Annotated in this window: 20 protein-coding genes; 12 read left to right on the top strand and 8 right to left on the bottom strand. The window is 60.3% G+C overall.

The window, feature by feature from the left end:
- Positions 1-98 precede the first annotated feature (98 nt).
- The 10 genes from lgt (at position 99) to recD (ending at position 15619) form a co-directional block, all read left to right on the top strand.
- Entirely contained in the window at positions 99-974 is an 876-nt protein-coding gene (lgt, locus tag NWP14_RS21520; RefSeq protein ID WP_095098877.1) for a prolipoprotein diacylglyceryl transferase, read from the top strand.
- Between the two features lie 6 nt (positions 975-980).
- Complete coding sequence (gene thyA / locus NWP14_RS21515; protein WP_095098874.1) at positions 981-1775, top strand: thymidylate synthase; 795 nt, start codon at positions 981-983, stop codon at positions 1773-1775.
- A gap of 334 nt (positions 1776-2109) precedes the next feature.
- Positions 2110-2577, top strand: a complete 468-nt coding sequence (locus NWP14_RS21510) for a prepilin peptidase-dependent protein (RefSeq protein ID WP_375215951.1) — start codon at positions 2110-2112, stop codon at positions 2575-2577.
- Positions 2568-3131: a prepilin peptidase-dependent protein gene (locus tag NWP14_RS21505; protein WP_095098867.1), complete on the top strand. Its 564-nt coding sequence runs from the start codon at positions 2568-2570 to the stop codon at positions 3129-3131. Before NWP14_RS21510 ends, NWP14_RS21505 begins: the two co-directional genes overlap by 10 nt.
- Positions 3128-3535: a DUF2509 family protein gene (locus tag NWP14_RS21500; protein ID WP_375215950.1), complete on the top strand. Its 408-nt coding sequence runs from the start codon at positions 3128-3130 to the stop codon at positions 3533-3535. Before NWP14_RS21505 ends, NWP14_RS21500 begins: the two co-directional genes overlap by 4 nt.
- Positions 3520-3843: a prepilin-type N-terminal cleavage/methylation domain-containing protein gene (locus NWP14_RS21495; RefSeq protein ID WP_375215949.1), complete on the top strand. Its 324-nt coding sequence runs from the start codon at positions 3520-3522 to the stop codon at positions 3841-3843. Before NWP14_RS21500 ends, NWP14_RS21495 begins: the two co-directional genes overlap by 16 nt.
- Positions 3844-3855: 12 nt before the next feature.
- Positions 3856-7227, top strand: coding sequence for an exodeoxyribonuclease V subunit gamma (gene recC, locus NWP14_RS21490; RefSeq protein ID WP_375215948.1), 3372 nt, complete (start codon positions 3856-3858; stop codon positions 7225-7227).
- Positions 7228-7356: 129 nt separating this feature from the next.
- On the top strand, positions 7357-10242 hold the full coding sequence (gene ptrA / locus NWP14_RS21485) for a pitrilysin (protein WP_375215947.1): 2886 nt from the start codon (positions 7357-7359) through the stop codon (positions 10240-10242).
- The gene (recB, locus tag NWP14_RS21480; RefSeq protein WP_375215946.1) at positions 10239-13784 is read left to right on the top strand and encodes an exodeoxyribonuclease V subunit beta; all 3546 of its coding nucleotides are present in this window, start codon (positions 10239-10241) and stop codon (positions 13782-13784) included. Before ptrA ends, recB begins: the two co-directional genes overlap by 4 nt.
- Positions 13781-15619, top strand: a complete 1839-nt coding sequence (gene recD, locus NWP14_RS21475; protein ID WP_375215945.1) for an exodeoxyribonuclease V subunit alpha — start codon at positions 13781-13783, stop codon at positions 15617-15619. The genes recB and recD overlap by 4 nt, the downstream gene beginning before the upstream one ends.
- A 65-nt stretch (positions 15620-15684) precedes the next feature.
- Here the strand turns inward: recD and argA are convergent, their stop codons facing one another.
- Positions 15685-17016: an amino-acid N-acetyltransferase gene (gene argA, locus NWP14_RS21470; RefSeq protein WP_041147023.1), complete on the bottom strand. Its 1332-nt coding sequence runs from the start codon at positions 17014-17016 to the stop codon at positions 15685-15687.
- Positions 17017-17245: 229 nt separating this feature from the next.
- Here argA and amiC point away from each other — a divergent pair, with 229 nt between their 5' ends.
- Entirely contained in the window at positions 17246-18499 is a 1254-nt protein-coding gene (gene amiC / locus NWP14_RS21465) for an N-acetylmuramoyl-L-alanine amidase AmiC (RefSeq protein ID WP_095098850.1), read from the top strand.
- A 15-nt stretch (positions 18500-18514) separates the two neighbouring features.
- Positions 18515-19600: a threonine-phosphate decarboxylase CobD gene (gene cobD / locus NWP14_RS21460; protein WP_346430745.1), complete on the top strand. Its 1086-nt coding sequence runs from the start codon at positions 18515-18517 to the stop codon at positions 19598-19600.
- On the opposite strand, the gene NWP14_RS21455 is transcribed toward cobD, so the two are convergent.
- The 7 genes from NWP14_RS21455 to pduQ all read right to left on the bottom strand — a co-directional run bounded on the left by NWP14_RS21455 (position 19571) and on the right by pduQ (position 25590).
- Complete coding sequence (locus tag NWP14_RS21455) at positions 19571-20470, bottom strand: L-threonine kinase (protein ID WP_375215944.1); 900 nt, start codon at positions 20468-20470, stop codon at positions 19571-19573. The genes cobD and NWP14_RS21455 overlap by 30 nt on opposite strands.
- Before the next feature lie 92 nt (positions 20471-20562).
- Positions 20563-21777: an acetate/propionate family kinase gene (locus NWP14_RS21450; protein WP_375215943.1), complete on the bottom strand. Its 1215-nt coding sequence runs from the start codon at positions 21775-21777 to the stop codon at positions 20563-20565.
- Positions 21762-22214, bottom strand: coding sequence for a propanediol utilization protein PduV (gene pduV / locus NWP14_RS21445; RefSeq protein WP_095098838.1), 453 nt, complete (start codon positions 22212-22214; stop codon positions 21762-21764). Before pduV ends, NWP14_RS21450 begins: the two co-directional genes overlap by 16 nt.
- A 4-nt stretch (positions 22215-22218) precedes the next feature.
- Positions 22219-22569, bottom strand: coding sequence for a propanediol utilization microcompartment protein PduU (gene pduU, locus NWP14_RS21440; RefSeq protein WP_095098836.1), 351 nt, complete (start codon positions 22567-22569; stop codon positions 22219-22221).
- Positions 22569-23123 (bottom strand): propanediol utilization microcompartment protein PduT, encoded by a 555-nt coding sequence (pduT, locus tag NWP14_RS21435; protein ID WP_346430747.1) that lies wholly within the window; start codon positions 23121-23123, stop codon positions 22569-22571. The genes pduU and pduT overlap by 1 nt, the downstream gene beginning before the upstream one ends.
- Positions 23124-23125: 2 nt before the next feature.
- Positions 23126-24481 (bottom strand): 4Fe-4S dicluster domain-containing protein, encoded by a 1356-nt coding sequence (locus NWP14_RS21430; RefSeq protein ID WP_375215942.1) that lies wholly within the window; start codon positions 24479-24481, stop codon positions 23126-23128.
- Positions 24478-25590: a 1-propanol dehydrogenase PduQ gene (pduQ, locus tag NWP14_RS21425; protein ID WP_095098826.1), complete on the bottom strand. Its 1113-nt coding sequence runs from the start codon at positions 25588-25590 to the stop codon at positions 24478-24480. The genes NWP14_RS21430 and pduQ overlap by 4 nt, the downstream gene beginning before the upstream one ends.
- Positions 25591-25595: the final 5 nt, after the last annotated feature.

The raw sequence follows: 25595 nt of genomic DNA, 5'->3' as shown, positions 1-25595 counted from the left end.
ATGCTATCATTCGCAACCTTTGGAGCGCCCGTTTTCTGCGAGTGCGCAAGATCACCGCTGTCCACTTTCGGCGGAATAACAAGTCTTTATGGTGACAGATGAATAGTGGCTACCTGCATTTTCCGGAGTTTGATCCGGTAATATTTTCCGTTGGGCCAGTCGCCCTTCACTGGTACGGCATGATGTACCTGGTCGGGTTTGTTTTTGCGATGTGGTTAGCCACCCGTCGGGCCAATCGTCCGGGCAGCGGCTGGACTAAAAACGAAGTTGAAAACCTGCTCTATGCCGGGTTCCTCGGGGTCTTCCTCGGCGGGCGTATCGGCTACGTCCTGTTCTACAACCTGCCGGTGTTTTTGCAGGATCCGCTCTATCTGTTCCGCGTCTGGGACGGCGGTATGTCGTTCCACGGCGGTCTGATCGGGGTGATTCTGGTGATGATCATTTTCGCCAAACGCACTAAGCGCACCTTCTTCCAGGTTGCTGATTTTATTGCGCCTCTGATCCCGTTTGGCCTCGGCGCCGGTCGTCTGGGCAACTTCATTAACGGTGAGCTGTGGGGCCGCGTCGATCCGAGCTTCCACTACACGATGATCTTCCCCGGCTCGCGGGCGGAAGACATGGCGCTGCTGCCTTCGCATCCGGAATGGCAATCGCTGTTCGACACCTACGGAGCCCTGCCGCGACACGCCTCGCAGCTGTACGAGCTGGCGCTGGAAGGTATCGTGCTGTTCCTGATCCTGAACCTGTTTATCCGTAAACCGCGCCCGACCGGCTCAGTCTCAGGCCTGTTCCTGATCGGCTACGGTCTGTTCCGTATTATCGTTGAATTCTTCCGCCAGCCGGATCAGCAGTTCACCGGCGAATGGGTCCAGTACATCAGCATGGGGCAGATTCTTTCGATTCCAATGGTGCTTGCGGGTATCATTATGATGGTCTGGGCGTACCGTCGTCCTCCGCAGCAACAAACTTCTTGAGGAACCATGAAACAGTATCTTGATTTGATGCAGAAAGTGCTCGCCGAGGGCACGCAAAAAAATGACCGCACCGGTACCGGCACGATTTCGATTTTCGGCCATCAGATGCGTTTTAACCTGCAGGAGGGATTCCCGCTGGTGACGACCAAGCGCTGTCATTTACGCTCCATCATCCATGAACTGCTGTGGTTCCTGCAGGGTGACACCAACGTTGCGTATCTGCACGAAAACAACGTCACCATCTGGGATGAATGGGCGGATGAAAATGGCGATCTGGGGCCGGTATACGGCAAACAGTGGCGCTCCTGGCCTGCGCCGGACGGCCGCCATATCGACCAGATTAGCACCGTGATGGAACAGCTGAAAAACGACCCGGACTCGCGCCGGATCATCGTTTCGGCGTGGAACGTCGGCGAGCTGGATAAAATGGCGCTGGCGCCGTGCCACGCGTTCTTCCAGTTCTACGTCGCGGACGGCAAGCTCTCCTGTCAGCTCTATCAGCGCTCCTGCGACGTGTTCCTCGGCCTGCCGTTCAACATCGCCAGCTACGCGCTGCTGGTGCATATGGTGGCGCAGCAGTGCGATCTGGAAGTGGGTGATTTTGTCTGGACCGGCGGGGATACTCACCTCTACAGCAACCACCTTGAGCAGACCGATCTGCAGCTGAGCCGCGAGCCGCGTCCGCTGCCGAAGCTGGTGATCAAGCGCAAACCGGCGTCGATTTTTGACTACCGTTTTGAAGACTTTGATATCGAAGGCTACGATCCGCATCCGGGCATTAAAGCGCCGGTGGCGATTTAATTCCGCAGCTATCTCGCGATAAGCAAAGCCGGCGCCCGCCGCGCCCATGCCAGTCAGCTAAGCCGCCGACTGGCATTTTTTTTGTTCCGGCCGCGATAATCGTCGCTGGGCGTAACTTCTGTTAACCAACCGCGATGACGCGCGTTGCGCCGGTTTTTGCGCCCGGACTTCTTGGGCCTTTCGCCGGACTGAGCGTTCTGGCCGGCGCCGCTTTTGCTCGCCCGCTTCCTGATTTTCTGCAACTCCCTGTAAATCTCCCGATACTCTTCGACGCGCTACGCTAATGGCTGATCTGCCCCTCGCACGGGGGCCGGGTCATCCCCATACTCGCCCTATGAACAGACAACGTGGCTATACCCTTATTGAAACCCTGGTGACGCTGGCGCTGGTGATGATTCTCGGCGCCACCGGGATGTTCGGCTGGAATAGCTGGCAGCAGCAGCAGCGCTTGTGGCAAACCGCCGTTCAGGTCCGCGACTATCTGGTGCTGCTGCGCGATGACGCCAACTGGCATAACAGCGATCGGCTGCTGAGCGTTGGGCAAGCAGCTCAGGGCTGGTGCCTGAGCGCCTCTGATACCCCGGCCGACTGCGCGGCGAAGGGGCCCTTTACGCTGCATCCGCACTGGCCTGAAGTCTCGCTGACTAACATCACGCCGGGCCTGGGCTTTTACGGCCTGCGCAACAGCGCCTGGGCCGGGCATATCCGTCTGCAAAGCGCCGGCGATGGCTGGAATATCATCGTCTCTAACTGGGGACGTATCCGCCTTTGTCGTGGGATGGAGACGGCATCATGTCTGTAGACGCGCGAGGGTTCTCGCTGCCAGAGACGCTGATTGCGATGGCCATTGGCTCCGTTTTGCTCCTCGGAACCGCGCGCTTTCTGCCCGCGCTGCAGCGACAGGTGCTGAAACAGACCCAACAGCACTCCCTGGATAATGAGCTCTGGCAGCGGCTGTTCACGGTTGCTAAGCATTTGCAGCGAGCCGGCTATTGTCGCGGCAGCTGCGTTGGGCAGCCGCTGCACATTGCCGGCAGCGGTGATTGCGCGATCGTCCGCTGGGACAGCGCGAGCGACGGCGTCTGGAATACCTCGCCGGAGGCTATGTCTGATGCGACGGGGTTTCGGCTGCGCAATGGCGCGCTCGAAACCCGGCGCGGCGCGACCAGCTGCGGCGAGCAAGGCTGGGAGAGAATGACCAACCCCAGCGCCATCGAGGTGACCCGCTTTCAGGTTAAGCGCCACAATATTACCGGCTTCGCTCCGGAGCTTAGCATCATGCTGGCCGCGCGCTCGACGCTGGATCACCGCATCACGGCGCAGGCGGAATACAGCGTGACGGGGTATAACCTGTGAACCGTCAGCGCGGGCTCTCTTCGCTGCTGATGGTGCTGCTCCTGCTGGCGCTCGGCAGCCTGCTGCTGCAGGGGCTGAACCAGCAGCAGCGCTCGCTGCTGGCGCAAACCGCCGGCGAAACCCGGGCGCTGCGCGATACCGCTGGCGCGCACTCCGCCCTGCAGTGGGGGAAAACGCTAACCTGGTCAGCGCAGGAGGCGCAGGCGTGTCGACGGTCGGGCGCCGAAGGCTGGCACGTCTGTCTGCGGGTATTTAGCGATGCGTCGGCGCTGCTGATCGCCGCCAGCGGCCGCGTGCTGCTGTGGCAGTCTGGCCGGGTGGAGCAGGGAAGCGTGCGCTTCTCGCCCCACGGCTGGAGCGATTTTTGCCCGCTGAAGGAGCCGAGCCTATGTCAGATGCCCTGAGCCGCCAGCGGGGCTTTAGCCTGCCGGAAACGATCATCGCAACGGCGCTGCTGGTGATGGTTATTACCGCCCTTAGCGGCTACCAGCGGGGGCTGGCCGGCGGCTTTACTCAGCTAAACCAGTATCGCCAGCTGTGGCGAGACGCGTGGCGCTATGGGCAGCTCAAGCCGCCAGAATCCCCGGCAGGCGGGAGCGTCACCCGCCTGCAGACATCGACAGCAAGATGTGTCAGCATCAGGGTAACGATCACCATGCCGCTGGAAAAGCGGGTACAGATGACCCGGCTGCACTGCCCGGTCAGCCAGTAGTCAGGAGCGAATATGTTAAGGGTGTACCACTCAAACCGTCTGGATGTCCTTGAAGCGCTGATGGAGTTTATCGTCGAGCGCCAGCGGCTGGACGACCCTTTCAAGCCGGAAATGGTGCTGGTGCAAAGTACCGGGATGGCGCAATGGCTGCAGATGACGCTGGCAAAACGCTTCGGCATTGCCGCCAACATCGACTTTCCTCTCCCGGCGAGCTTTATCTGGGATATGTTTGTGCGCGTGCTGTCCGATATCCCCGGTGAAAGCGCTTTTAGCAAACAGAGCATGAGCTGGAAGCTGATGACCCTGCTGCCGCAGAGGCTGGATGACGAAGCCTTCGCCCTGCTGCGCCACTACCTCAGCGACGACAGCGACAAGCGTAAGCTATTCCAGCTGGCCGCCAGGGTGGCGGATCTCTACGACCAGTATCTGGTCTATCGCCCGGAATGGCTGATGCGCTGGGAAGCCGATGAACGCGTTGACGGCCTGGGAGACGCCCAGCAGTGGCAGGCGCCGCTGTGGAAGGCGTTAGTCGAACATACCGCCGAGCTGGGACAGCCGCTGTGGCATCGCGCCAACCTGTACCAGCGCTTTATCAGCACGCTTGAGGCCGCGGATGAGCCGCCGGCCGGGCTGCCGTCGCGGGTCTTTATTTGCGGCATTTCGGCGCTGCCGCCGGTCTACCTGCAGGCGCTGCAGGCTCTCGGAAAACACGTTGATGTATACGTTCTTTTCACCAACCCGTGCCGCTACTACTGGGGCGATATTAAAGATCCGGCGTTTCTGGCAAAGCTGATGTCGCGCCAGCGCCGCCACCATCGCGAGCCGCGAGAGCTACCGCTATTTCGCGATGCAGAGCAGGCACCCGGCCTGTTTAACGACGACGGTGAACAGGATATCGGTAACCCGCTGCTGGCCTCATGGGGCAAGCTGGGGCGGGACTACATCTATCTGCTGGCCGGGCTGGAGCGTTACGAAGAGCTGGATGCATTTGTGGATATCGCTCCGGATAACCTGCTGCATAACCTGCAGTCTGACATCCTTGAGCTGCGCAATATGGCGGTGGCGGGGCGTACGGCGCAAGAGTTTGCTCATAGCCGCAGCAAGCGCCTGCTCGCCCCCAACGACCGCAGCCTGAGCATTCACGTTTGCCATAGCCCGCAGCGCGAAGTAGAAGTGCTGCACGACCGGCTGCTGGCGATGCTGGAGGAGGACCCCGACCTTACGCCGCGCGATATTATCGTGATGGTGGCGGATATCGACAGCTACAGCCCCTATATACAAGCGGTGTTCGGTGCCGCCAGCGGCGAGCGCTGGCTGCCGTGGGCCATCTCGGACCGCCGGGCCCGCGAATCGCATCCGGCGCTGCAGGCGTTCATCACGCTTCTTTCCCTGCCCGACAGCCGCTTTGCCAGCGAAGACGTGCTGGCTCTGCTGGATGTCCCGGTGCTGGCGGCGCGTTTTAATATCGACGAAGAAGGGCTGCGCTACCTGCGTCAGTGGGTGAACGAATCCGGCGTGCGCTGGGGCATGGATGACGATAACGTGCGCGAGCTGGATCTCCCGGCCACCGGGCAGCACACCTGGCGCTTTGGCCTCACGCGTATGCTGCTGGGCTACGCGATGGACAGCAGCCAGGGAGAGTGGCAGTCGGTCCTGCCGTACGACGAGTCCAGCGGGCTGATTGCCGAACTGGTGGGCAACCTGGCGTCGCTGCTGATGCAGCTCAACCTCTGGCGTCGGGAGCTCGCGGTTGAACGTCCGCTGGCGGAATGGCTGCCGCTGTGCCGGGGCCTGCTGAACGACTTTTTCCTGCCCGACAGCGAAACGGAAGCCGCGCTGGCGCTGATTGAACAGCAGTGGCAGGCGGTGATTGGCGAAGGCGCGCAGGCTCAGTATGCGCAGACGGTGCCGCTCTCTTTACTGCGCGATGAGCTGGCGCAGCGCCTCGATCAGCAGCGTATCAGCCAGCGTTTCCTGGCCGGCCCGGTCAATATCTGTACCCTGATGCCAATGCGCTCTATTCCGTTCAAAGTCGTTTGTCTGCTGGGGATGAATGACGGCGTTTACCCCCGCGCCCTGGCGCCGCTAGGCTTTGACTTAATGAGTCAGAAGCCGCAGCGCGGCGACCGCAGTCGTCGCGATGATGACCGCTACCTGTTCCTGGAAGCGCTGATGTCGGCCGAGCAGAAGCTCTATATCAGCTATATCGGCCGTTCAATCCAGGACAACAGCGAACGCTACCCTTCGGTGCTGGTACAGGAACTGGCGGATTATATCGGCCAGAGCCACTGCCTGGCGGGCGATGAGGAACTGGACTGTGACGCCAGCGAGCGGCGGGTCAAAGCGCATATTACCCATCTGCATAGCCGCATGCCCTTCGATACGGCCAACTTCCGCGACGACGAAGATCAAAGCTACGCCCGGGAGTGGCTGGCCGCCGCCAGCCAGCAGGGGGAGGCGCACGGCGACTTTATCCAGCCGCTGCCGGCGGCGGAAATCGAAAGCCTGCCGTTTGAGCAGCTGCTGCGCTTCTGGCAGCACCCGGTTCGCGCCTTCTTCCAGCAGCGGCTGCGGGTCAACTTCCGCTCCGAGGAGAGCGAGATCCCGGACGACGAACCGTTCACCCTCGAAGGGCTGAGCCGCTACCAGCTCAATCAGCAGCTGCTGAATACGCTGATTGAACAGCAGGATGCCTCGGTGATGTACCGCCGCTTCCGCGCGGCGGGCGAATTACCCTACGGAGCCTTCGGCGAACTGGCCTGGGAGACCCAGCGCCAGGAGATGCAGAACCTCGCGGAACGGGTGGTGGCCAGCCGCCAGCCGGGGCAAAGCATGGAAATCGATCTGCAATGTAACGGTGTCAACATTACGGGGTGGCTGCAGCAGGTACAATCTGACGGCCTGCTGCGCTGGCGGCCTTCGCTGCTCAGCGTGGCGCAGGGAATGCAACTTTGGCTGGAGCACCTTGTCTACTGTGCTGGCGGCGGCTCCGGCACCAGCCGTCTGCTGGTGCGTAAAGAGGGCGAATGGCGTTTCCCGCCGCTGGCGCAGGAGCAGGCGAAGGCATATCTTGATGAGCTGGTTGCCGGCTATTTACAGGGCATGTCAAAGCCGCTGCTGCTGCTGCCTGAAAGCGCGGGGGCATGGCTAAAAGCCTGTTATGACGCCGAAAAGGATGTCATGTTATTGGACGACGAGACGCAGCAAAAAGCGCGCAGCAAGTTTCTGCAGGCGTATGAAGGCAATATGGTGATTAGCGGTGAGGGTAGCGATGTCTGGTACCAGCGCCTGTGGCGCACCCTTGAGCCTGCTTACTATGACGAAATTATTGCTCAGGCGCAGCGTTATCTGTTGCCGGTATTTCGTTTCCATCAGTCCGAATAAAATTGTCATAGTATAAAAATTGCGCAGATGACGGCTCTTCAATTATCATGCGCAACGAATCACGGACTGATGTTTTTTATCAACGCTGGCTCTGCACAGCGAAAAGTTTGTTAATGGTGAGGTCCGTGAATGCCCCGTAGTTTATGGTTCAAGGTTATTGTAGTGCTGGCAGCCCTTTGGGCGCCGTTAAGTCAGGCAGATAGCGGATGGCTGCCCGTTCAGGAAACCATCCGTAAAAGCGAAAAAGATCCGCGTCAGTATCAGGCGATCCACCTCGATAATGGCATGATCGTTCTGCTGGTTTCCGATCCGCAGGCGGTAAAATCACTGTCGGCGCTGGTGGTGCCGGTGGGGTCGCTGCAGGACCCGGAAGAGCACCAGGGCCTGGCGCACTTTCTCGAGCACATGACGCTAATGGGCTCGAAGAACTATCCGCAGCCCGACAGCCTCGCAGAGTTCCTGAAAATGCACGGCGGCAGCCACAACGCCAGCACCGCGCCCTATCGCACGGCTTTCTATCTCGAAGTTGAAAATGATGCGCTGGACGGGGCGGTCGATCGCCTGGCGGATGCCATTGCCTCTCCGCTGCTGGATAAAAAATATGCCGACCGTGAGCGCAATGCGGTCAATGCCGAATTGACCATGGCGCGGACCCGTGACGGGATGCGCATGGCTCAGGTGAGTGCCGAAACCATAAACCCGTCGCACCCGGCGGCGCATTTTTCCGGCGGTAACCTTGAAACGCTAAGCGACAAGCCGGGAAAATCGGTTCTTGATGCGCTGCATACCTTCCGCGACAGCTGGTACTCCGCTAACCTGATGAAGGCGGTTATTTACAGCAATAAACCGCTGCCGGAGCTGGCGAGTATCGCCGCCAAAACCTACGGCCGGGTGCCGAATCATAATATCGACAGGCCGGTGATTAACGTTCCGGTAGTGACCGATGCGCAAAAGGGCATCATCATCCACTACGTGCCGGCGATGCCTCGTAAAGTGCTGCGCGTTGAATTCCGCATCGATAACAACAGCGAGCAGTTCCGCAGCAAGACCGACGAGCTGGTGACCTATATGATCGGCAACCGCAGCCCCGGCACGCTGTCCGACTGGCTGCAGAAGCAGGGCCTGGTTGAAGGTATACGCGCGGACTCCGATCCGGTGGTGAACGGCAACAGCGGGGTGCTGGCGATTTCCGCAACCCTGACCGATAAGGGCCTGGCGCATCGTGACGAGGTTGCCGCGGCGATCTTCAGCTACCTCAGCCTGCTGCGCACCCAGGGCATCGATAAGCGCTATTTCGACGAGCTGGCGCATGTCCTGGCGCTCGACTTCCGCTATCCCTCAATCAACCGCGATATGGACTACGTTGAATGGCTGGCGGACACCATGATCCGCGTGCCGGTAGAGCATACTCTGGACGTGGTGAATATTGCCGATCGCTACGATCCGCAGGCGATTAAAGACCGCCTGGCGATGATGACCCCGCAAAACGCGCGCGTTTGGTATATCAGCCCGCAGGAGCCGCATAACAAAACGGCCTATTTCGTCAACGCGCCGTATCAGGTCGATAAAATCAGCCCGCAGACCTTTAGCGACTGGCAGCAGAAAGCCAGCGCGATCGCGCTGAATCTGCCGGTGCTGAACCCCTATATTCCGGACGACTTCACGCTTATCAACAGCGATAAAGCCTATCCGCATCCGCAGCTGATCGTCGATGAGCCGACCCTGCGGGTGGTTTATGCCCCGAGCCAGTTCTTCGCCAGCGAGCCGAAGGCCGACGTGTCGCTGGTGCTGCGTAATCCGCAGGCGATGGACAGCGCCAGAAGCCAGGTGATGTTTGCCCTCAACGATTATCTGGCGGGGATTGCCCTCGACCAGCTCAGCAACCAGGCCGCGGTGGGAGGCATCACTTTCTCTACCGGCGCTAACAACGGGCTGATGGTTAACGCTAACGGCTATACCCAGCGGCTGCCGCAGCTGTTCACCGCGCTGCTGGACGGCTACTTCAGCTACGCGCCGACCGAAGAGCAGCTGGAACAGGCGAAATCCTGGTACGCGCAGATGATGGACTCGGCGGATAAAGGCAAAGCGTACGATCAGGCGATTATGCCGGCCCAGATGGTGTCGCAGGTGCCGTACTTCCAGCGTGAGGAGCGCCGGGCGCTGCTGCCAGCAATCACCCTCAAGGAGGTTCTGGCATACCGTGACAACCTGAAAGCGAAAGGGCGTCCGGAGCTGCTGGTGATTGGCAACCTGACCGCCGGGCAATCCACCGATATGGCGCGCCACATTCAGCAACAGCTGGGCTCCGACGGGAACGAATGGTGCCGGAACAAAGACGTGCTGGTGAATAGCAAGCAGCTGGCCATTTTTGAAAAAACCGGCAGCAGCACCGACTCGGCGCTGGCCGCGGTCTTTGCGCCGCCCAATATCGATGAGTACAGCAGCTCTGCCGCCAGCTCTCTGCTCGGGCAAATTATCCAGCCGTGGTTCTATAACCAGCTGCGCACAGAAGAACAGCTGGGTTATGCGGTCTTCGCGTTCTCGATGAACGTTGGCCGCCAGTGGGGCGTCGGCTTCCTGCTGCAAAGCAGCGATAAGCAGCCCGCCTTCCTGTGGCAGCGCTTCCAGGCCTTCTTCCCGACGGCGGAAGCAAAGCTGAGGGCGATGACCCCGGAAGAGTTTGCCCAAATTCAGCAGGCGACGATCGCCCAGATGATGCAGGCACCGCAAACTTTGGGCGGGGAAGCCTCGCAGCTGAGCAAAGATTTCGATCGCGGTAATATGCGCTTCGATTCACGTGATAAAGTAGTGGCTCAGATTAAACTGCTGACGCCGCAAAAGCTTGCCGACTTCTTCCATCAGACGGTGGTGGATCCGCAGGGCATGGCGATATTATCCCAGGTATCCGGTAGCCAGAACGGTAAAACGGATTACGCCCTTCCGCCGGGTGGCAAAGTCTGGGAAACCGTCAGCGCATTGCAGAAATCCTTACCCCTGATGCGAGAGAATGAATGACCGAAACCGCCGAGCCTCTTGACCCCCTGCGCTTGCCCCTGACGGGCGAGCGCCTGATAGAAGCCTCTGCGGGCACCGGAAAGACCTTTACCATCGCGGCGCTGTACCTCCGGCTGCTGCTGGGGCTGGGCGGAGAATCCGCCTTTCCCCGGCCGGTAAGCGTGGAGGAGCTGCTGGTGGTGACCTTCACCGAGGCGGCGACCGAGGAGCTGCGCGGTCGTATCCGCAGCAATATCCACGCTCTGCGTATCGCCTGCCTGCGTGAAACGGCCTCCGACCCTCTCTACGCCGCGCTGCTGGCGGAAATTCCGGACAAAAACCAGGCCGCGCAAACGCTGATGCTGGCGGAAAGGCAGATGGACGAAGCGGCGGTTTTCACCATTCACGGCTTCTGCCAGCGCATGCTCAGCCTCAACGCGTTTGAGTCCGGCATGCTCTTCGAACAGCAGCTGATCGAGGACGAATCCCGGCTCCGTTACCAGGCCTGCGCCGATTTCTGGCGCCGCCACTGCTACCCGCTCCCGCGCGAGATCGCGGCGGTTATCCACGAAGCGTGGAAAGGCCCGCGCGATCTGTTGAAATCCCTCGACCGCTGGCTACAGGGCGAAGCCCCGCAGCTTAAATCCCCGCCGGCGCAGGAAGAGACGCTGGCCGAACGCCATCGGCAAATCATCGATCGCATCGACGCGGTGAAGCTGCAGTGGCGCGAGCAGGTGGGCGAGATTGAAAGCGTGCTGGAAAATTCCGGCCTCGATCGGCGTAAATTCAATCGCGGCAATCAGGGGAAATGGATAGAGAAAGTCAGCCTCTGGGCGCAGGAAGAGACCCTGAGCTACCGGCTGCCGGAGGCGCTGGAGAAATTCTCCCGGCCGTTCCTGCATGAACGTACCAAAGCGGGTGGCGAACCGCCGGTTCACCCGCTGTTTAGCGCGATTGAGGCGCTTCTCTCCGCGCCGCTGACCCTTACCGATCTGGTGATCGCCCGGGCAATGGTGGAGATCCGCGAAGCGGTGGCGCGGGAAAAACGTCGCCGCGGAGAGCTCGGTTTTGATGACATGCTCAGCCGCCTCGATGATGCCCTACGCAGCGAAAGCGGCGAAGCGCTGGCCAGCGCGATCCGTCAGCGTTTTCCGGTGGCGATGATTGATGAGTTCCAGGATACCGACCCGCAGCAGTACCGCATTTTTCGCCGCATCTGGCGGCGGCAGCCGGATACGGCGCTGCTGCTTATTGGCGATCCCAAACAGGCCATTTATGCCTTTCGCGGCGCGGATATCTTTACCTATATGAAGGCGCGCGGCGACGTTGCCGCTCACTACACGCTGGATACCAACTGGCGCTCCTCTCCGGGGATGGTGGATAGCGTCAATCGCCTGTTTAGCCTCAGCGATAATCCGTTCATGTTCCGCGAAATCCCGTTCCTGCCGGTGAAGTCGGCGCCGAAAAACCAGCATCTGCGTTTTACCGTCGACAACGACGTGGTTCCGGCAATGAACATCTGGCTGATGCCGGGCGAAGCGGTGGGCGCGGGGGATTATCAAACCTTTATGGCGCAGCTCTGCGCAGCGCAAATTCGTGACTGGCTTAGCGCCGGCCAGCAGGGGCGGGCGCTGCTGTGGCGCGACGATCGCGCTCGGCCGGTGCAGGCTTCCGATATCACGGTGCTGGTGCGTAATCGCCAGGAGGCGTCGCTGATCCGCGATGCGCTGCAGGTTCTGGCCATTCCATCGGTCTATCTCTCCAACCGCGATAGCGTATTTGAAACGCCGGAAGCGCAGGAGCTGCTGTGGGTACTACAGGCGGCGCTGGCGCCCGAACGAGAAAACACGCTGCGCAGCGCGCTGGCGACCTCGATTTTCGGTCTGAACGCTCTCGATATTGAAAACCTGAACCAGGATGAGCGCGCGTGGGATGCGCTGGTGGAAGAGTTTAGCGACTATCGCCGCATCTGGCGCCAGCGCGGGGTCATGCCGATGCTGAGAGCGCTGATGACCACCCGGAACATCGCCGAAAATCTGCTGGTGACGAGCGGCGGCGAGCGGCGCTTAACCGATATCCTGCATATCAGCGAACTGCTGCAGGAAGCGGCCAACCAGCTGGAAAGCGAGCATGCGTTGGTGCGTTGGCTGACGCAGCGCATCGCCGAGCCGGATAGCAATGCCTCCAGCCAGCAGATGCGCCTGGAAAGCGACAAGCATCTGGTGCAAATCGTCACCGTACATAAATCGAAAGGGCTGGAATACCCGCTGGTGTGGCTGCCGTTTATCGCCCGCTTCCGTAAGCAGGATCAGGCGTTTTATCACGATCGCGACTCCTTTGCGGCGGTGCTCGACCTTGAACAGAATGAGGGGAGCCTCGAGCTGGCGGAAGCGGAGCGTCTGGCGGAGGATTTGCGTTTGCTATACGTGGCCCTGACGCGAGCGGTCTGGCACTGCAGTCTTGGCGTGGCGCCGCTCAGCACCCGGCGCAGCGACAAGCCGGGCGACAGTGATTTTCACCACAGCGCGCTGGGGCGCCTTCTGCAGGGAGGCGAAGCGATGGATGCCGCGGGGCTGACGGCCCGCCTGCAGGCATTCTGCAGCGCGGATATTGCGCTGCAAACCCCCGGCGTCGCCGATCGGCAACCCTGGCAGGCGCCGCAGGAGGTTCTCCCCCCGCTGTCGGCGCGAATGCTGGCGCGTGCGATCGTCGATGACTGGCGGGTAACCAGCTACTCCGGGCTACAGCAGCATGGCCACAGCCCGGCGCAGGATTTACTGCCCCGTCTTGACGTTGACGCGGCCGGCGTGGGAGAGGTGATCGAGGAGCCACAGCTCACTCCCCATCAGTTCCCGCGCGGGGCGTCGCCGGGGACATTTCTGCACGGCCTGTTTGAAGACCTCGACTTTACCCTGCCGGTTCCCGCCGGCTGGATGGCGGAAAAGCTGCAGTCCGGCGGATTTGGCGAACAGTGGACGCCGGTGCTGACCCAATGGCTGGATGATGTGCTGCGCACGCCGCTGCCGGGCGCCGGTATCGCGCTGAATCAGCTGACTGCGGCGGATAAGCAGGTTGAGATGGCGTTTTATTTACCCATTGCGGCCCCGCTGGATCCACGGCGCCTGGACGCGCTGGTTCGCCGCTACGACCCGCTTTCGGCGCAGTGCCCGGAGCTTGATTTCCGTCAGGTACGCGGAATGCTGAAAGGGTTTATCGACCTGGTGTTTCGTCATAACGATCGCTACTACCTGCTGGACTACAAATCCAACTGGCTGGGGGACGATCGCGAAGCCTACACCCGACAGGCGATGGCGCAGGCGATGCGCACGCACCGCTATGATTTACAGTACCAGCTCTATAGCCTGGCGCTGCACCGCTATTTACGCCACCGCATTGCTGACTATGACTATGAGCGCCATTTTGGCGGCGTCATTTATCTCTTTTTACGCGGAATGGACGGACAGGACGGCGGGCAGGGGATATTTACCACGCGCCCCGAGCGGCCGCTAATCGACGGCCTGGACGCCCTGTTTGCCGGCGAAGTTCAGGAGATCGCCTCATGACCATGGATGAGCTGCTGCTTGAGGCAGCAAACCAGCGTTTGTTACGTCCGCTTGACGTCCAGTTTGCGCTGACGGTCGCTCAGGATGCGCACCCGGCGGTGAGGCTGGCGGCGGCGATACTGAGCCGCGATGCCGGCGAAGGGCACGTATGCCTGCCGCTCTCCCGCCTTGCGGCGGACGATGCGCTGAGCGGGAAAGCCGCCGCTCTGCGCGAGCAGCTGCTGGCGCAGGCCGGAGCGACTGATGACTGGTCGACGCTGCTGCTCTCTTCTGCGGCGGTGAGCCGCGGGGAGCGCCCGACGCCGATGATCCTCTGCGGGGAACGGCTTTACCTTAACCGTATGTGGCGTAACGAGCTGACCGTCGCGCGCTTTTTTAACGAAGCCAATCAGGTGCTGAGCGTGGATGAAACGCGCCTGGCGTCGACGCTGGATGCGCTATTCCCCGCCGGGGACGATATTGACTGGCAGAAGGTGGCGGCGGCGGTGGCGCTGACCCGGCGCATTGCGGTTATTTCCGGGGGCCCAGGCACCGGTAAAACCACCACCGTCGCCAGGCTGCTGGCGGCGTTGATTCAGACGACGGATAGGCCCCGCTGTCGTATCCGCCTGGCGGCGCCCACCGGGAAAGCCGCCGCGCGCCTGACCGAATCGCTGGGCAGCGCGCTGCGCCAGCTGCCGCTGACGGATGAACAGAAGGCGCAGCTGCCGACAGAGGCCAGCACCCTGCACCGTCTGCTGGGCGCTCAGCCGGGCAGCCAGCGTATGCGCTATCACGCCGGTAACCCGCTGCATCTTGACGTGCTGGTGGTGGATGAAGCCTCGATGATCGATCTGCCGATGATGGCTCGCCTGATTGACGCGCTGCCAGCGCACGGTCGGGTGATTTTTCTCGGCGACCGCGATCAGCTTGCGTCGGTGGAAGCCGGCGCGGTGCTGGGGGATATTTGTGCCTGGGTTAATGCCGGCTATACCGCCGATCGCGCGGCGCAGCTAAAGCGGCTGACCGGACTGCCGGTACCTGCCGGCGAGGGCGAGGCGGCGGGCGCCCTGCGCGACAGCCTGTGCCTGCTGCAGAAAAGCTATCGTTTTGGCAGCCATTCCGGTATAGGTAGCCTGGCCCGGGCGGTTAACGCCGGCGATCGGCATGGCGTCAAAACGACCCTGCGTCAGCCGTTCGACGATATCGCCCTGCACCCGCTAAGCACCACCGAGGAGTATGAAACGATGCTGACGCAGGCGCAGGCCGGCTACGATCGCTATCTTCGGCTGCTGCGCGAGCGGGCGGAGCCAGAGGCGGCGATAGCCGCTTTCGGCGAGTTCCGGCTACTGTGCGCCCTGCGCGAGGGGCCCTACGGCGTCGGCGGGCTGAACGAACAGCTGGAGCTGATGCTCAATCGTAAGCGGGCTATTGCGCTGCCGCGGCATTCGCGCTGGTATGAAGGCCGCCCGGTCATGATCTCGCGCAACGATAGCGCGCTGGGGCTGTTTAACGGTGATATTGGAATTGCGTTGGAAAGGGGAGAAGGGCTTCGCGTCTGGTTCCCGATGCCGGATGGCAGCATTAAGTCGGTGCAGCCGAGCCGCCTGCCGGAACACGATACCGCCTGGGCGATGACGGTGCATAAATCGCAGGGCTCGGAATTTGACCACGCGGCCCTGATTTTGCCTTCCCGCAGCGTGCCGCTGGTGACGCGTGAGCTGGTGTATACCGCGATAACGCGAGCTAAACGGCAGCTGTCGATTTATGCCGATGAGCAGGTGCTTACTCAGGCTATCGTGGCGCGCACCGAACGGCGCAGCGGGCTGGCGGACATCTTCGCCAGCGGCGGGTAGCCTCAACCTTCAGCGCTTCACCTTTCCCGGCCCGCGCGACGCTTAGCCGGGAAGGGGGCGCTCACTTAGCCAAGGTCGGCCATCATCACCTTGGAACGGCGCTGATAGTTGTACATCTCTTTCTTACTCTCCGGCAGCAGGTCGATATCCACTGGCGTAAAGCCGCGCTCCTGGAACCAGTGGATGCTGCGGGTAGTCAGCACGAACAGTTTGCTTAGCCCCATCTGCTTTGCCTGGGTCGCAATGCGGTTCAGCAGCACTTCCCCGCGCGATGAGCTGCGGTAGTCCGGATGGACCGCCACGCAGGCCATTTCACCGATTTTCTCTTCCGGGAACGGATAGAGCGCGGCGCAGGCAATTGTTGTGTTATCGCGCTGAATGATGGTGAATTTATCTATTTCCATCTCCAGCTGCTCGCGGGAGCGACGCACCAGAATCCCCTGCTGCTCCAGCGGGCTGATCAGCTCAAGAATGCCGCCAATATCGTTGATGGTGGCGCGGCGAATCTGCTCGGCGCTTTCCATGACGATCTGAGTACCGATACCGTCGCGCGAGAACAGCTCCTGCAGCAGAGCGCCATCTTCCTGGTAGCTGATCAGGTGGCAGCGACGCACGCCGCTGCGGCAGGCTTTCACCGCGCCGCGCAGGAAACGCACGGTACCTGAGTTGTAGTCCTCTTCCGCTTCCAGCTCTTCAACCCGCGCCTGGGCTTCGTTCGGGAACAGTTCGGGAACGATCTCACCCTCCTGGCTGTACACCCCTTGTGAAGAGCAGAAGCCGATCATTTTTTCCGCTTTCAGCTTAATAGCCAGCTGGGTGGCAATCTCTTCTGACGTCAGGTTAAAGCTTTCGCCGGTGACCGATACCGCAACCGGGCCCATCAGCACGATGGCGCCATTATCAAGCTGGCGATGGATCGCTTCTTCATCGATACGACGAATGCGCCCGCTGTGGCAATAATCGACGCCATCATCAACGCCAAGCGGTTGGGCAATAATGAAATTGCCGCTCACGACGTTGATGTGGGCGCCCTGGAGCGGGGTGTTGTTGAGGCTCATCGACAGGCGCGCGGTAATTTCCAGCTGCAGCATGCCGGCGGCCTGTTTAACCAGTTCGAGGGTTTTGGCGTCAGTCACGCGCGTCTGTTTGTGGTAAAGCGGCTCATGATGATGTTCGGCCAGGTTGGCGTCTATCTGAGGACGCGCGCCATAGACCACCACCAGGCGAATGCCCAGACTATGTAACAGACCAATGTCATTGACTATGCTGGAGAAATTCTCATGCTCAATGGCTTCGCCACCCAGCATGATGACAAACGTTTTTCCCCGATGGGCGTTAATATAGGGAACAGAATGGCGGAATCCTTCTACCAGTTCGGTGCGACGTTCCTTCACCATGACAACAACCCTCAATGCATGATTATTCGTAATAAGTGTATTTTTATTCTGTTTTCCCCGTAAACGCAAGCCAAAATTTGTCCCGAACCTGCGAAAGAACTGTGACTTAAAGCGCGCTACCAAAGATTGTTTACCCTTTTATTGATGACAGGTTATACGGCTTTCGTTAAAGTTTCTGGTCAATCTGTTTGTTTTGGATACGAATGCGTTTTTATTGCTTGGGAGTGGCATGCCGGGATACAAGTCAGGATTAAGCCGTCGCCGTTTTTTACAGGGGGCGAGCGCTATGTGGTTAATGAGCGTCAGTCCGGTTGGTTTAGCTGCCGTTGCACAGGTCGTCGCCGTGCGCGTCTGGCCGTCGTCAACCTATACGCGCGTTACGGTGGAATCCAACCATGTGCTGAAATATCGGCAGTTTGCGTTGAGCAATCCGGAGCGGCTGGTGGTCGATCTGGAAGGGGTTAACCTTAATTCCGTGCTAAAAGGCATGGGAACTAGCATTCGCGACGACGATCCCTATATTAAGTCCGCTCGCGTCGGGCAGTTCGATCCGCAAACGGTGCGCATGGTGTTTGAGCTCAAACAGAATGTGAAACCGCAGCTCTTTGCCCTCGCGCCGGTTGCCGGCTTTAAAGAGCGCCTGGTGATGGATCTCTATCCGTCTACGGCGACCGATGTGCAGGACCCGCTGCTGGCGCTGCTGGAAGATTACAACAAGGGCGATCTCGATCGTCAGGTGCCGCCGGCAGAAAGCGGGCCGAAGCCGGGTAAAGCCGGGCGCGACCGGCCGATTGTGATTATGCTCGATCCGGGACACGGCGGTGAAGACTCCGGCGCGGTAGGCAAATACCATACCCGCGAGAAAGACGTTGTGCTGCAGATTGCCCGCCGGCTGCGGGCGCTGATCGAAAAAGAGGGGAATATGAAGGCCTATATGACCCGCAACGAAGATGTCTTTATTCCCCTGAAGGTGCGCGTCGCCAAGGCGCAAAAGCAGCGTGCCGATCTGTTCGTCTCGATTCACGCCGATGCCTTTACCAGCCGCCAGCCGAGGGGCTCTTCGGTATTTGCGCTCTCAACCAAAGGCGCTACCAGCACCGCGGCTAAGTATCTGGCGCAAACCCAGAACGCCTCCGATCTGGTGGGGGGCGTCAGCAAGAGCGGCGATCGCTACGTCGACCATACGATGTTTGATATGGTGCAATCGCTGACCATCGCCGATAGCCTGAAGTTTGGTAAGGCGGTGCTGCAAAAGATGGGCAAAATTAATAACCTCCACAAAAACCAGGTTGAACAGGCCGGCTTCGCGGTGCTGAAAGCGCCGGATATTCCGTCGATCCTGGTCGAAACCGCGTTTATCAGCAACGTGGAGGAGGAGCGTAAGCTGAAAACGGCGACCTTCCAGCAGGAAGTTGCCGAGTCGATACTGGCGGGGATTAAGGCCTACTTCGCCGATGGCGCAACGCTGGCAAGGCGTGGCTGATAAAAGGAGCGGGATATGGCTCTGTTAAAGAGCGCGCATGGCGGCAATACGCGGGAGGCGGCGGCGCTGCTGGGCATTAAGCCCGATCGGCTGCTGGATTTTAGCGCCAATATTAATCCGCTGGGCATGCCTGAAAGCCTGAAGCGCGCTCTGATCGATAATCTTGACCGCGCAGAGCGCTATCCCGACGTGGACTATCAGCAGCTGCACGAGGCCCTGGCCGAGCATCACCACATTCCCGCCTCGTGGATCGTGGCGGGGAATGGCGAAACCGAATCTATTTTCACCGTCGTAAACGGCCTGAAGCCGCGTCAGGCGATGATCGTGATACCCGGCTTTGCCGAATATCGCCGCGCGCTGAGCTCGGTGGACTGCGCGATCCGCGAGTTCGTTCTGCGTGAAGAGGATGGCTGGCAGCTGACCGAGGCCCTTCTCGCGGCCCTGACGCCAGACCTGGACTGCCTGTTCCTGTGTACGCCCAACAACCCAACCGGCCTGCTGCCGGAGCGCCGGCTGCTGGCGGCGATTGCCGAGCGCTGCAAAGCGTTAAGCATCGCGCTGGTGCTGGATGAAGCCTTTATCGATTTTATTCCCGACCAGCCGGGGTTTATCCCTCTGCTGCGCGATAACCCGCATATCTGGGTACTACGCTCGCTGACGAAGTTCTATGCCATACCCGGCCTGCGTCTGGGGTATCTGGTCAACGGCGATGAGCGCGCCGTCGCCCGGATGCGCGAGCGGCAAATGCCGTGGTCGATCAACGCGTTTGCCGCGCTGGCGGGGGAAATTATTCTGCAGGATAGCGCCTACCAGCAGAAGACCCGGCAGTGGCTGGCCGAAGAGGGGCGGCGTTTTTACCAACAGCTCCGCCGGCTTCCCGGCTTAACGGTATATCCGGGTCAGGCAAACTATCTGTTTCTGCGCGCCGATATGCCGGGGATCGACCTGCAGTATGCGCTGCTGCAGCAGCATATTTTGATTCGCAGCTGCGCCAACTATCCCGGCCTCGGGGCGGGCTATTTCCGCGTGGCGATCCGCAGCGCGGAGGAGAATCAGCGGCTGATTAGCGCATTAAGGCGCATCGCTGGCGCGAACGCCTGAAGCGGCAAGCAGGCGGGCGCCGCCCTGCACCATCTTCAGCAGGTGCTGCCGCGGCCAGTGCTCGCTCATGCTCCTCTTCGCCAGCGCCCACTGTATATAGCCGATATCGTGCCGCCGCCGGTCCAGCATCAGGCCGACAACGCTGCCGCTGTGAGCGACGTTCAGACCGTATAAGTCGCACTCTTCCACCAGCGCCAGCAGCGAGGTAAAACCGGGTTTTGCCAGCAGCAGCTGGCTGGCAATCGCGCTAAGCGTCGACGCTTCCCCCATCCGCCGCGGGCAGCCGCTAAGACAGGCATCCTGTATCTTTTCCCACGCCAGCTGTAGCGTAGCCGAGCTGGCGAGCAGCCGGGACCGGCGGGGCAGGCGATGATAATCCGTTGTGCGTAGCGTTACGGGACTTTCGAGAACGTAAAGATCGAGCTGTGGCTGGGACTTGCAGGCAATTTGCGTCGAGGCGTCGTTATGGTCGAAAAGCGTGAGCTGGCGAAAAATGGTGCTGTCGGTGGGTTCCAGGGAGACGCAAAGCCGCGCCAGCTCGGACTCCGACAGCGTATGGCCGAGATGATGCGCCGTGGCCACCGCGGTAGCGGCAATATCTGCCGTACTGCTGGCCATCCCTTTGGCGACAGGAATCGACGAGTGCACCTCGATACGGATGTCGCGGCTCAGGCCTGCCGGGTATTGCCAGTAGTCTAAAAGCCGCTCGACCATTGCCCGGGAAAGCGGGCGTTCATCAGGCAGAGGCGGCGCGGCGCTCACCTCGACGGTGCTGTACCAGTCGACGGGGCAGGAGACCAGCTTTTCACTGCCAAGGATCCAGCCCTGGATGAGCTCTCCGCAGGATGCGGGACATTGTGCAACGGCCACCGGTTCACCTTTCCACTCGATTTTTCATGGCGCATAGTGTCATGGCGATCCCGCTATTACCATGATTTCACTCAAGCCTGAGGGCGGCTGTTTTACGCCGAAACGCACAGATCCGCCCGCGCGGAGAGGGCGATGCGCATAACGTCGCGGGCGATCATCAGCTCTTCATTTGTATTCACAATCGCCACTTTAACGACCGAGCCGTCGGCCTGGATAAAGGCCGCATTCTGCTGGTTTTTCTCGCTATCGATCGACAGGCCGAGAAAATGCAGGTTATGGCAGATTGCGGATCGCGCGCGCGCGGAGTTTTCGCCAATGCCGCCGGTAAAAATCAGCGCGTCCAGGCCGCCCATCTGCATAATGTAGCTGCCGATCGTCGCGCGGATCCGCTCGGCAAAAAGCGACAGGGCGAGAGCCGCCCGGTGATTGCCTGCATCTGCCGCCTGCTCGACGTCGCGGTAATCATGCGAAACGCCGGAGACGCCGAGCAGCCCGGACTCATTGTTTAACAGATGATTAAGCTGCTGGGGCGTTTTCCCCTCCCGCTGGGCAATCCACGGCAGGATTGATGGGTCAATATCGCCGCTGCGGGTCCCCATCATCACGCCGGACTGGGGCGTAAATCCCATTGAGGTATTGATAGAATGGCCGCCTTTAATCGCGCAAACGCTGCTGCCATTGCCCAGGTGGCAGCAGATCACCCGCAGCGCGCTGAGCGGAACGCCGAGCTGCTCTGCGAGCAGGGCGCTGACGTATTTGTGGCTGGTGCCGTGGAAACCATAGCGGCGGATACCAAGTTCACTGTAATAGCGCCAGGGAAGAGGGTAGAGATAGGCGCGCTCATCCAGCGTCTGGTGAAAGGCGGTATCAAACACTGCGACGGCGGGTGTGGTGGGCAACAGCTGGCGAAAGACGTTAATGCCGAGCGCATTGACCGGATTATGCAGCGGCGCCAGCTCCGCAAGGCGTTCAATTTCAGCCAGCGACCCCTCGGTAATCAGCGCGGAATCCTTAAAGTGCTCTCCACCGTGGGCGACGCGATGGCCGATACCGTCAATCTCATGCAGGCTGCCGATCACGCCGTGGCGGAGGAGCTTTTCCAGCAGCAGAGTCACGGCTTCACGATGATCGGCAACAGGGACCCTCTCCTGCCAGCCGTGGGCTGGCGTTTTTATCGTCACCCGGGCGTCCGCCATACCAATACGCTCTATCAATCCCTGGCAGAGCATTTCACCCTGAGGCATTGCCAGCAGCTGAAATTTTAGCGATGAGCTGCCGGCGTTAATGGCCATTATTTTGTGAGACATAGGGGTTCCTTCGCATTCAAAAAAGCCAGTACGGCGGTGAGTCCCGATTTATTGAGCGCGCTGGTAATAAAGATCCGCTGCGCGCCGGCTTGTTCAAGCCAGCCCTCAATCAGAGAAAGGCGCTGCGGGGGCGCTAAATCGGCCTTGGTCACCAGGCCGATGGTCGGGCGGTTCATCGGGGCGGTAAAACCGGGAGAAAACGGCGACCACTGCGCGTCGGCATTCAGCACCAGTGCGATAACGTCGGCTTCGCAGGCGCTGGCCAGCAGCGCGCTGTAAAGACAGCGGTTTTCGAGGTATTCACCCGGCGTGTCGATGGCCATCGGGGACCATTCAATCGCCTGCGTTTTTTTATAATGGAGCGCTTCGCCGCGCAGGCTTTGGGTCAAGGACGTCTTGCCGCACTGGCTGGGGCCGATAAGCATCAAACGTTTCATGAGCTTAGGTCCGTGTAATTGGGCAAGCGGTGAAGCGCATCATTTCGCCCAGCGTGCGTGTAACCTGCTTCAGCGCATATTCAACGGCGGAAACGTCCCCGGTAAGCACCACGGCGCCGGTAAAGCGATCGAGAAAGCCTATCTCTACCGCGCCCGATTTGGTGGCGATATCGCAGGCAATTATTGAGGCTTCACTGGGGGTAATGGTGAGAATGCCGATCGCCGATACCGCATTCTGCAAACCCAGCTTTTTGAACAGGTCCTGACCTGGATTAGCGATAAGGTGCGCCAGCGTGACCTGTTTACCCGGGACGTATTCCTGAATCATGCGATCTGTTGTTTGCTGCTTTTCCATTATCCCTCCACCATCTGTCGCCACATTGCCTCATGCGGGCGCGGAATTACCGAGCGGTAAACCAGCAGCCCCTTTTCACCCGCGCTTTCGCTACCCACAGCTACCGCATTGTTGACGTCTGAAATCTCACCCGCGACGACCATATAGCACTTGCCGCCGATACCGAATGCCATATGCACGCGTACCAGCGTAACGTTCGAGGCTTTCACCGCCCGATCTGCCGCGCTAATGCAGGCTGCGACGCTCCAGGTTTCGACGATCCCGACGGCCTGGCGCTGGTCAACGCTATTCAGGCCGCTTATTGCCGGGAGAATATCGCGGTGAAGATTGGGCAGCACCAGACTGTCGACTAGCATTTCTCCGGCAAGCGAGGTGCCGGTTTCAATCGCCTGCTGTACCGCGCCGACGTCGCCGCCGAGCATTAACAGAAATTTACCCGGACAAATGGTCTTGCAGACCAGCAGGTCGACGTTCGCGCTTTTCAGCATCGCATCGCCGAGCTCCATTCCCCTGGCGATGCTGGTGAGTTCTAAAATACCGATAGCCTGAGACATAGTTAACCTCTTACAACCGTAATAGCCTGTTCGCTGATGGCCGAAACCGTGCCGTCAATGCTGGCGTGCACAGGGGCGCCCAGCGCGCCCGCTGGAATATCGGCGACGCATTGCCCGCGCACGACGGGTTGCCCTACTGCCACGCACGGCGCTGCGCTTGCGCCAATATGCTGGCGTAACAACAGCGTGACTTTTTCGGCAGAAGGTTCGCACCCGGACAGCGGCGCTTCCTGATACCAGGGGCTTAGCCCCAGTTTGGCGATCAGCCGCTTCACCGGCACCAGGCGATATTTCGCCATCTGGTCGGCCGGATGCAGCGGCCCTTCATAGCGCAGGTTTTTCGCCCGCAGCTCGCGCTTCAGCAGGCGATTAATGCGCATTGGCGAGATGCCTACCGGGCAGGCTACGCTTTCGCAGACGTTGCACTCCGAACAGGTGAGTGCGCTAAGCAGCAGCTGCGGCGTAGCGCCCTGCAGGTAGTTCACTGCCCGAACCAGCAAATGGGGCGAGAGTTCGTGGCCAATCAGGTGTCTTGGGCAGAGATCGGTGCACAGCCGACACTGTTCGCAGACGGTGCGGGCAACGGAAAGGACCGTGCGGTCGTCCTGCATCCGTCGCTGAATGAGAGGATGGCTTTTCGGTAGCACCAGCAGCCCACCGGTGGTTTTGGTCACCGGAGAGTCCAGCGATTTCACCAGGCTTCCCATCATTGGCCCGCCGTTAATAAACCCCGGATTGTCGACGGTTGCCCCGCCGGCAAGGTTGAGGATTTCGCGTAACGACATGCCGATAGGCACGGTGAGCGTTTGCGCCCTGGCAACGGCGCCGTTGACGGTCAGCGTTCGGCGCGTTACCGGATACCGCAGCTCGACCGCTCTGGCAATATTGAGGACGGTTTGCACGTTATTAACGACCACGCCGACGCTGGCCGGCAGCGCGGCAGGCGCGACCCGGCGACCGGTAGCCAGCCAGATGGTCAGCACCTCATCGCCAGCCGGATAGACATCGGGCAGGATGTGGAGCCGGATACCTGCAGGCAGCAGCGGGGTTAGCGCATCGATGGCCCGGCGATATTTTTCTTTCAGGGCTATCACCCCTTCGCGCGCGCCGGTTGCCGTCATCGCGTACTGCACGCCGCGTACAAGACGCGAAGCCTGCTGCCACATCAGCTGCTGGTCAACCTTGAGCATGGGTTCGCACTCGGCGGCGTTAACCAGAAAGATCTCCACCTGCGCCTGGAGCTTGACGTGAGCGGGAAACCCCGCGCCTCCCGCACCAACCACGCCCGCAGTGCGAACGCGCTCACGAATTTCATCCGCGCTATGGGGCATTGCAACGGTGTTGGCGGCGGTACTCATAGCAGTTCCTCCAGCAGTTCCCGAATTTCCTCGGCGCTGGTCGGGCGCGGATTAGTGCGTAGCGTGACGTCAGCCAACGCGGCCCGCACCATTGCCGGAATGCGCGCTGAAAAGTCGGATCTTCCTTCTTTAAGTGCGACGGCCAATGAGGGGAGAGCGCAGCGCTGCTTGAGGCGTTCGATTTGCTGAATCAGCGCATTTATCGCCGTGACATCATTGGCCTCTGGCGGGCAAAAGCCGCAGGCTTTGGCCAGCCGCGCGTAGCGTTTGGCGGCACGTGGAACGCCGGCGTTAAAGCGGATAACCGGGGTTAACAGCAGCGCGTTGGCCAGACCGTGCGGCAGATGAAACTGCCCGCCGAGCTGGTGGGCTATTGCGTGGTTAAGCCCGAGCCCGGCCTGGCTGAACGCCATACCTGCGAGCGTTGAGGCGTTATGCATTTTTCCCCGCGTCGCCACGCAGTCACCTTTTTCCACCGCAGTGGGCAGATAGCGGAATACCAGTTTGGCGGCTTTTTCCGCCAGCGCATCGGTAAAGTCGCTGGCGTGTGGCGAAACCCAGGCTTCCAGCGCGTGGGTCAGTACGTCCATTCCGGTATTGGCCGTGATCTGCGGCGGGACGCTGACCACCAGCTCTGGATCGAGGATCGCCATATCCGGATACAGCGCATTGTTGAACAGCGGGTATTTGATACCTTTATCAGGGTCGCTAATTACGCAGGCGCTGGTCACTTCTGAACCGGTACCGCTGGTGGTAGGAATGGCAACGCAGGTTTCAATTTCAATGCCGAACCGATGGCTGAACCAGACGATAGCCTTCGCCGCATCCAGCGCCGAACCGCCGCCAAACCCGATGACGACCTGGGGCTGCAGATCCTGCATTTGTGCAATCCCCTGGACGACGGTATCGATAGTAGGGTCCGGCGTTATCTCACTAAAAATAGTGATACGATTATCCGCCGGCAGCGCAGCGCGCAGCGTCCCGATGAGCGGCGAGCTCGCCAGGAAGCCATCGCAGATTATCCAGATATGCTTGTTGGTAAAGCGTCTGAGCACCTGCAGGCTCCCCTGACCGCTGTACAACCGGGTTTGTAGCGAAAAGGTCTTCATTACCC

This window comes from Klebsiella sp. C349492, from assembly GCF_042055345.1.
Lineage (GTDB): Bacteria > Pseudomonadota > Gammaproteobacteria > Enterobacterales > Enterobacteriaceae > Klebsiella > Klebsiella scottii.
Note: the sequence above shows the minus strand (reverse complement) of the source record. Positions and strands in the feature narration are given on the sequence as shown.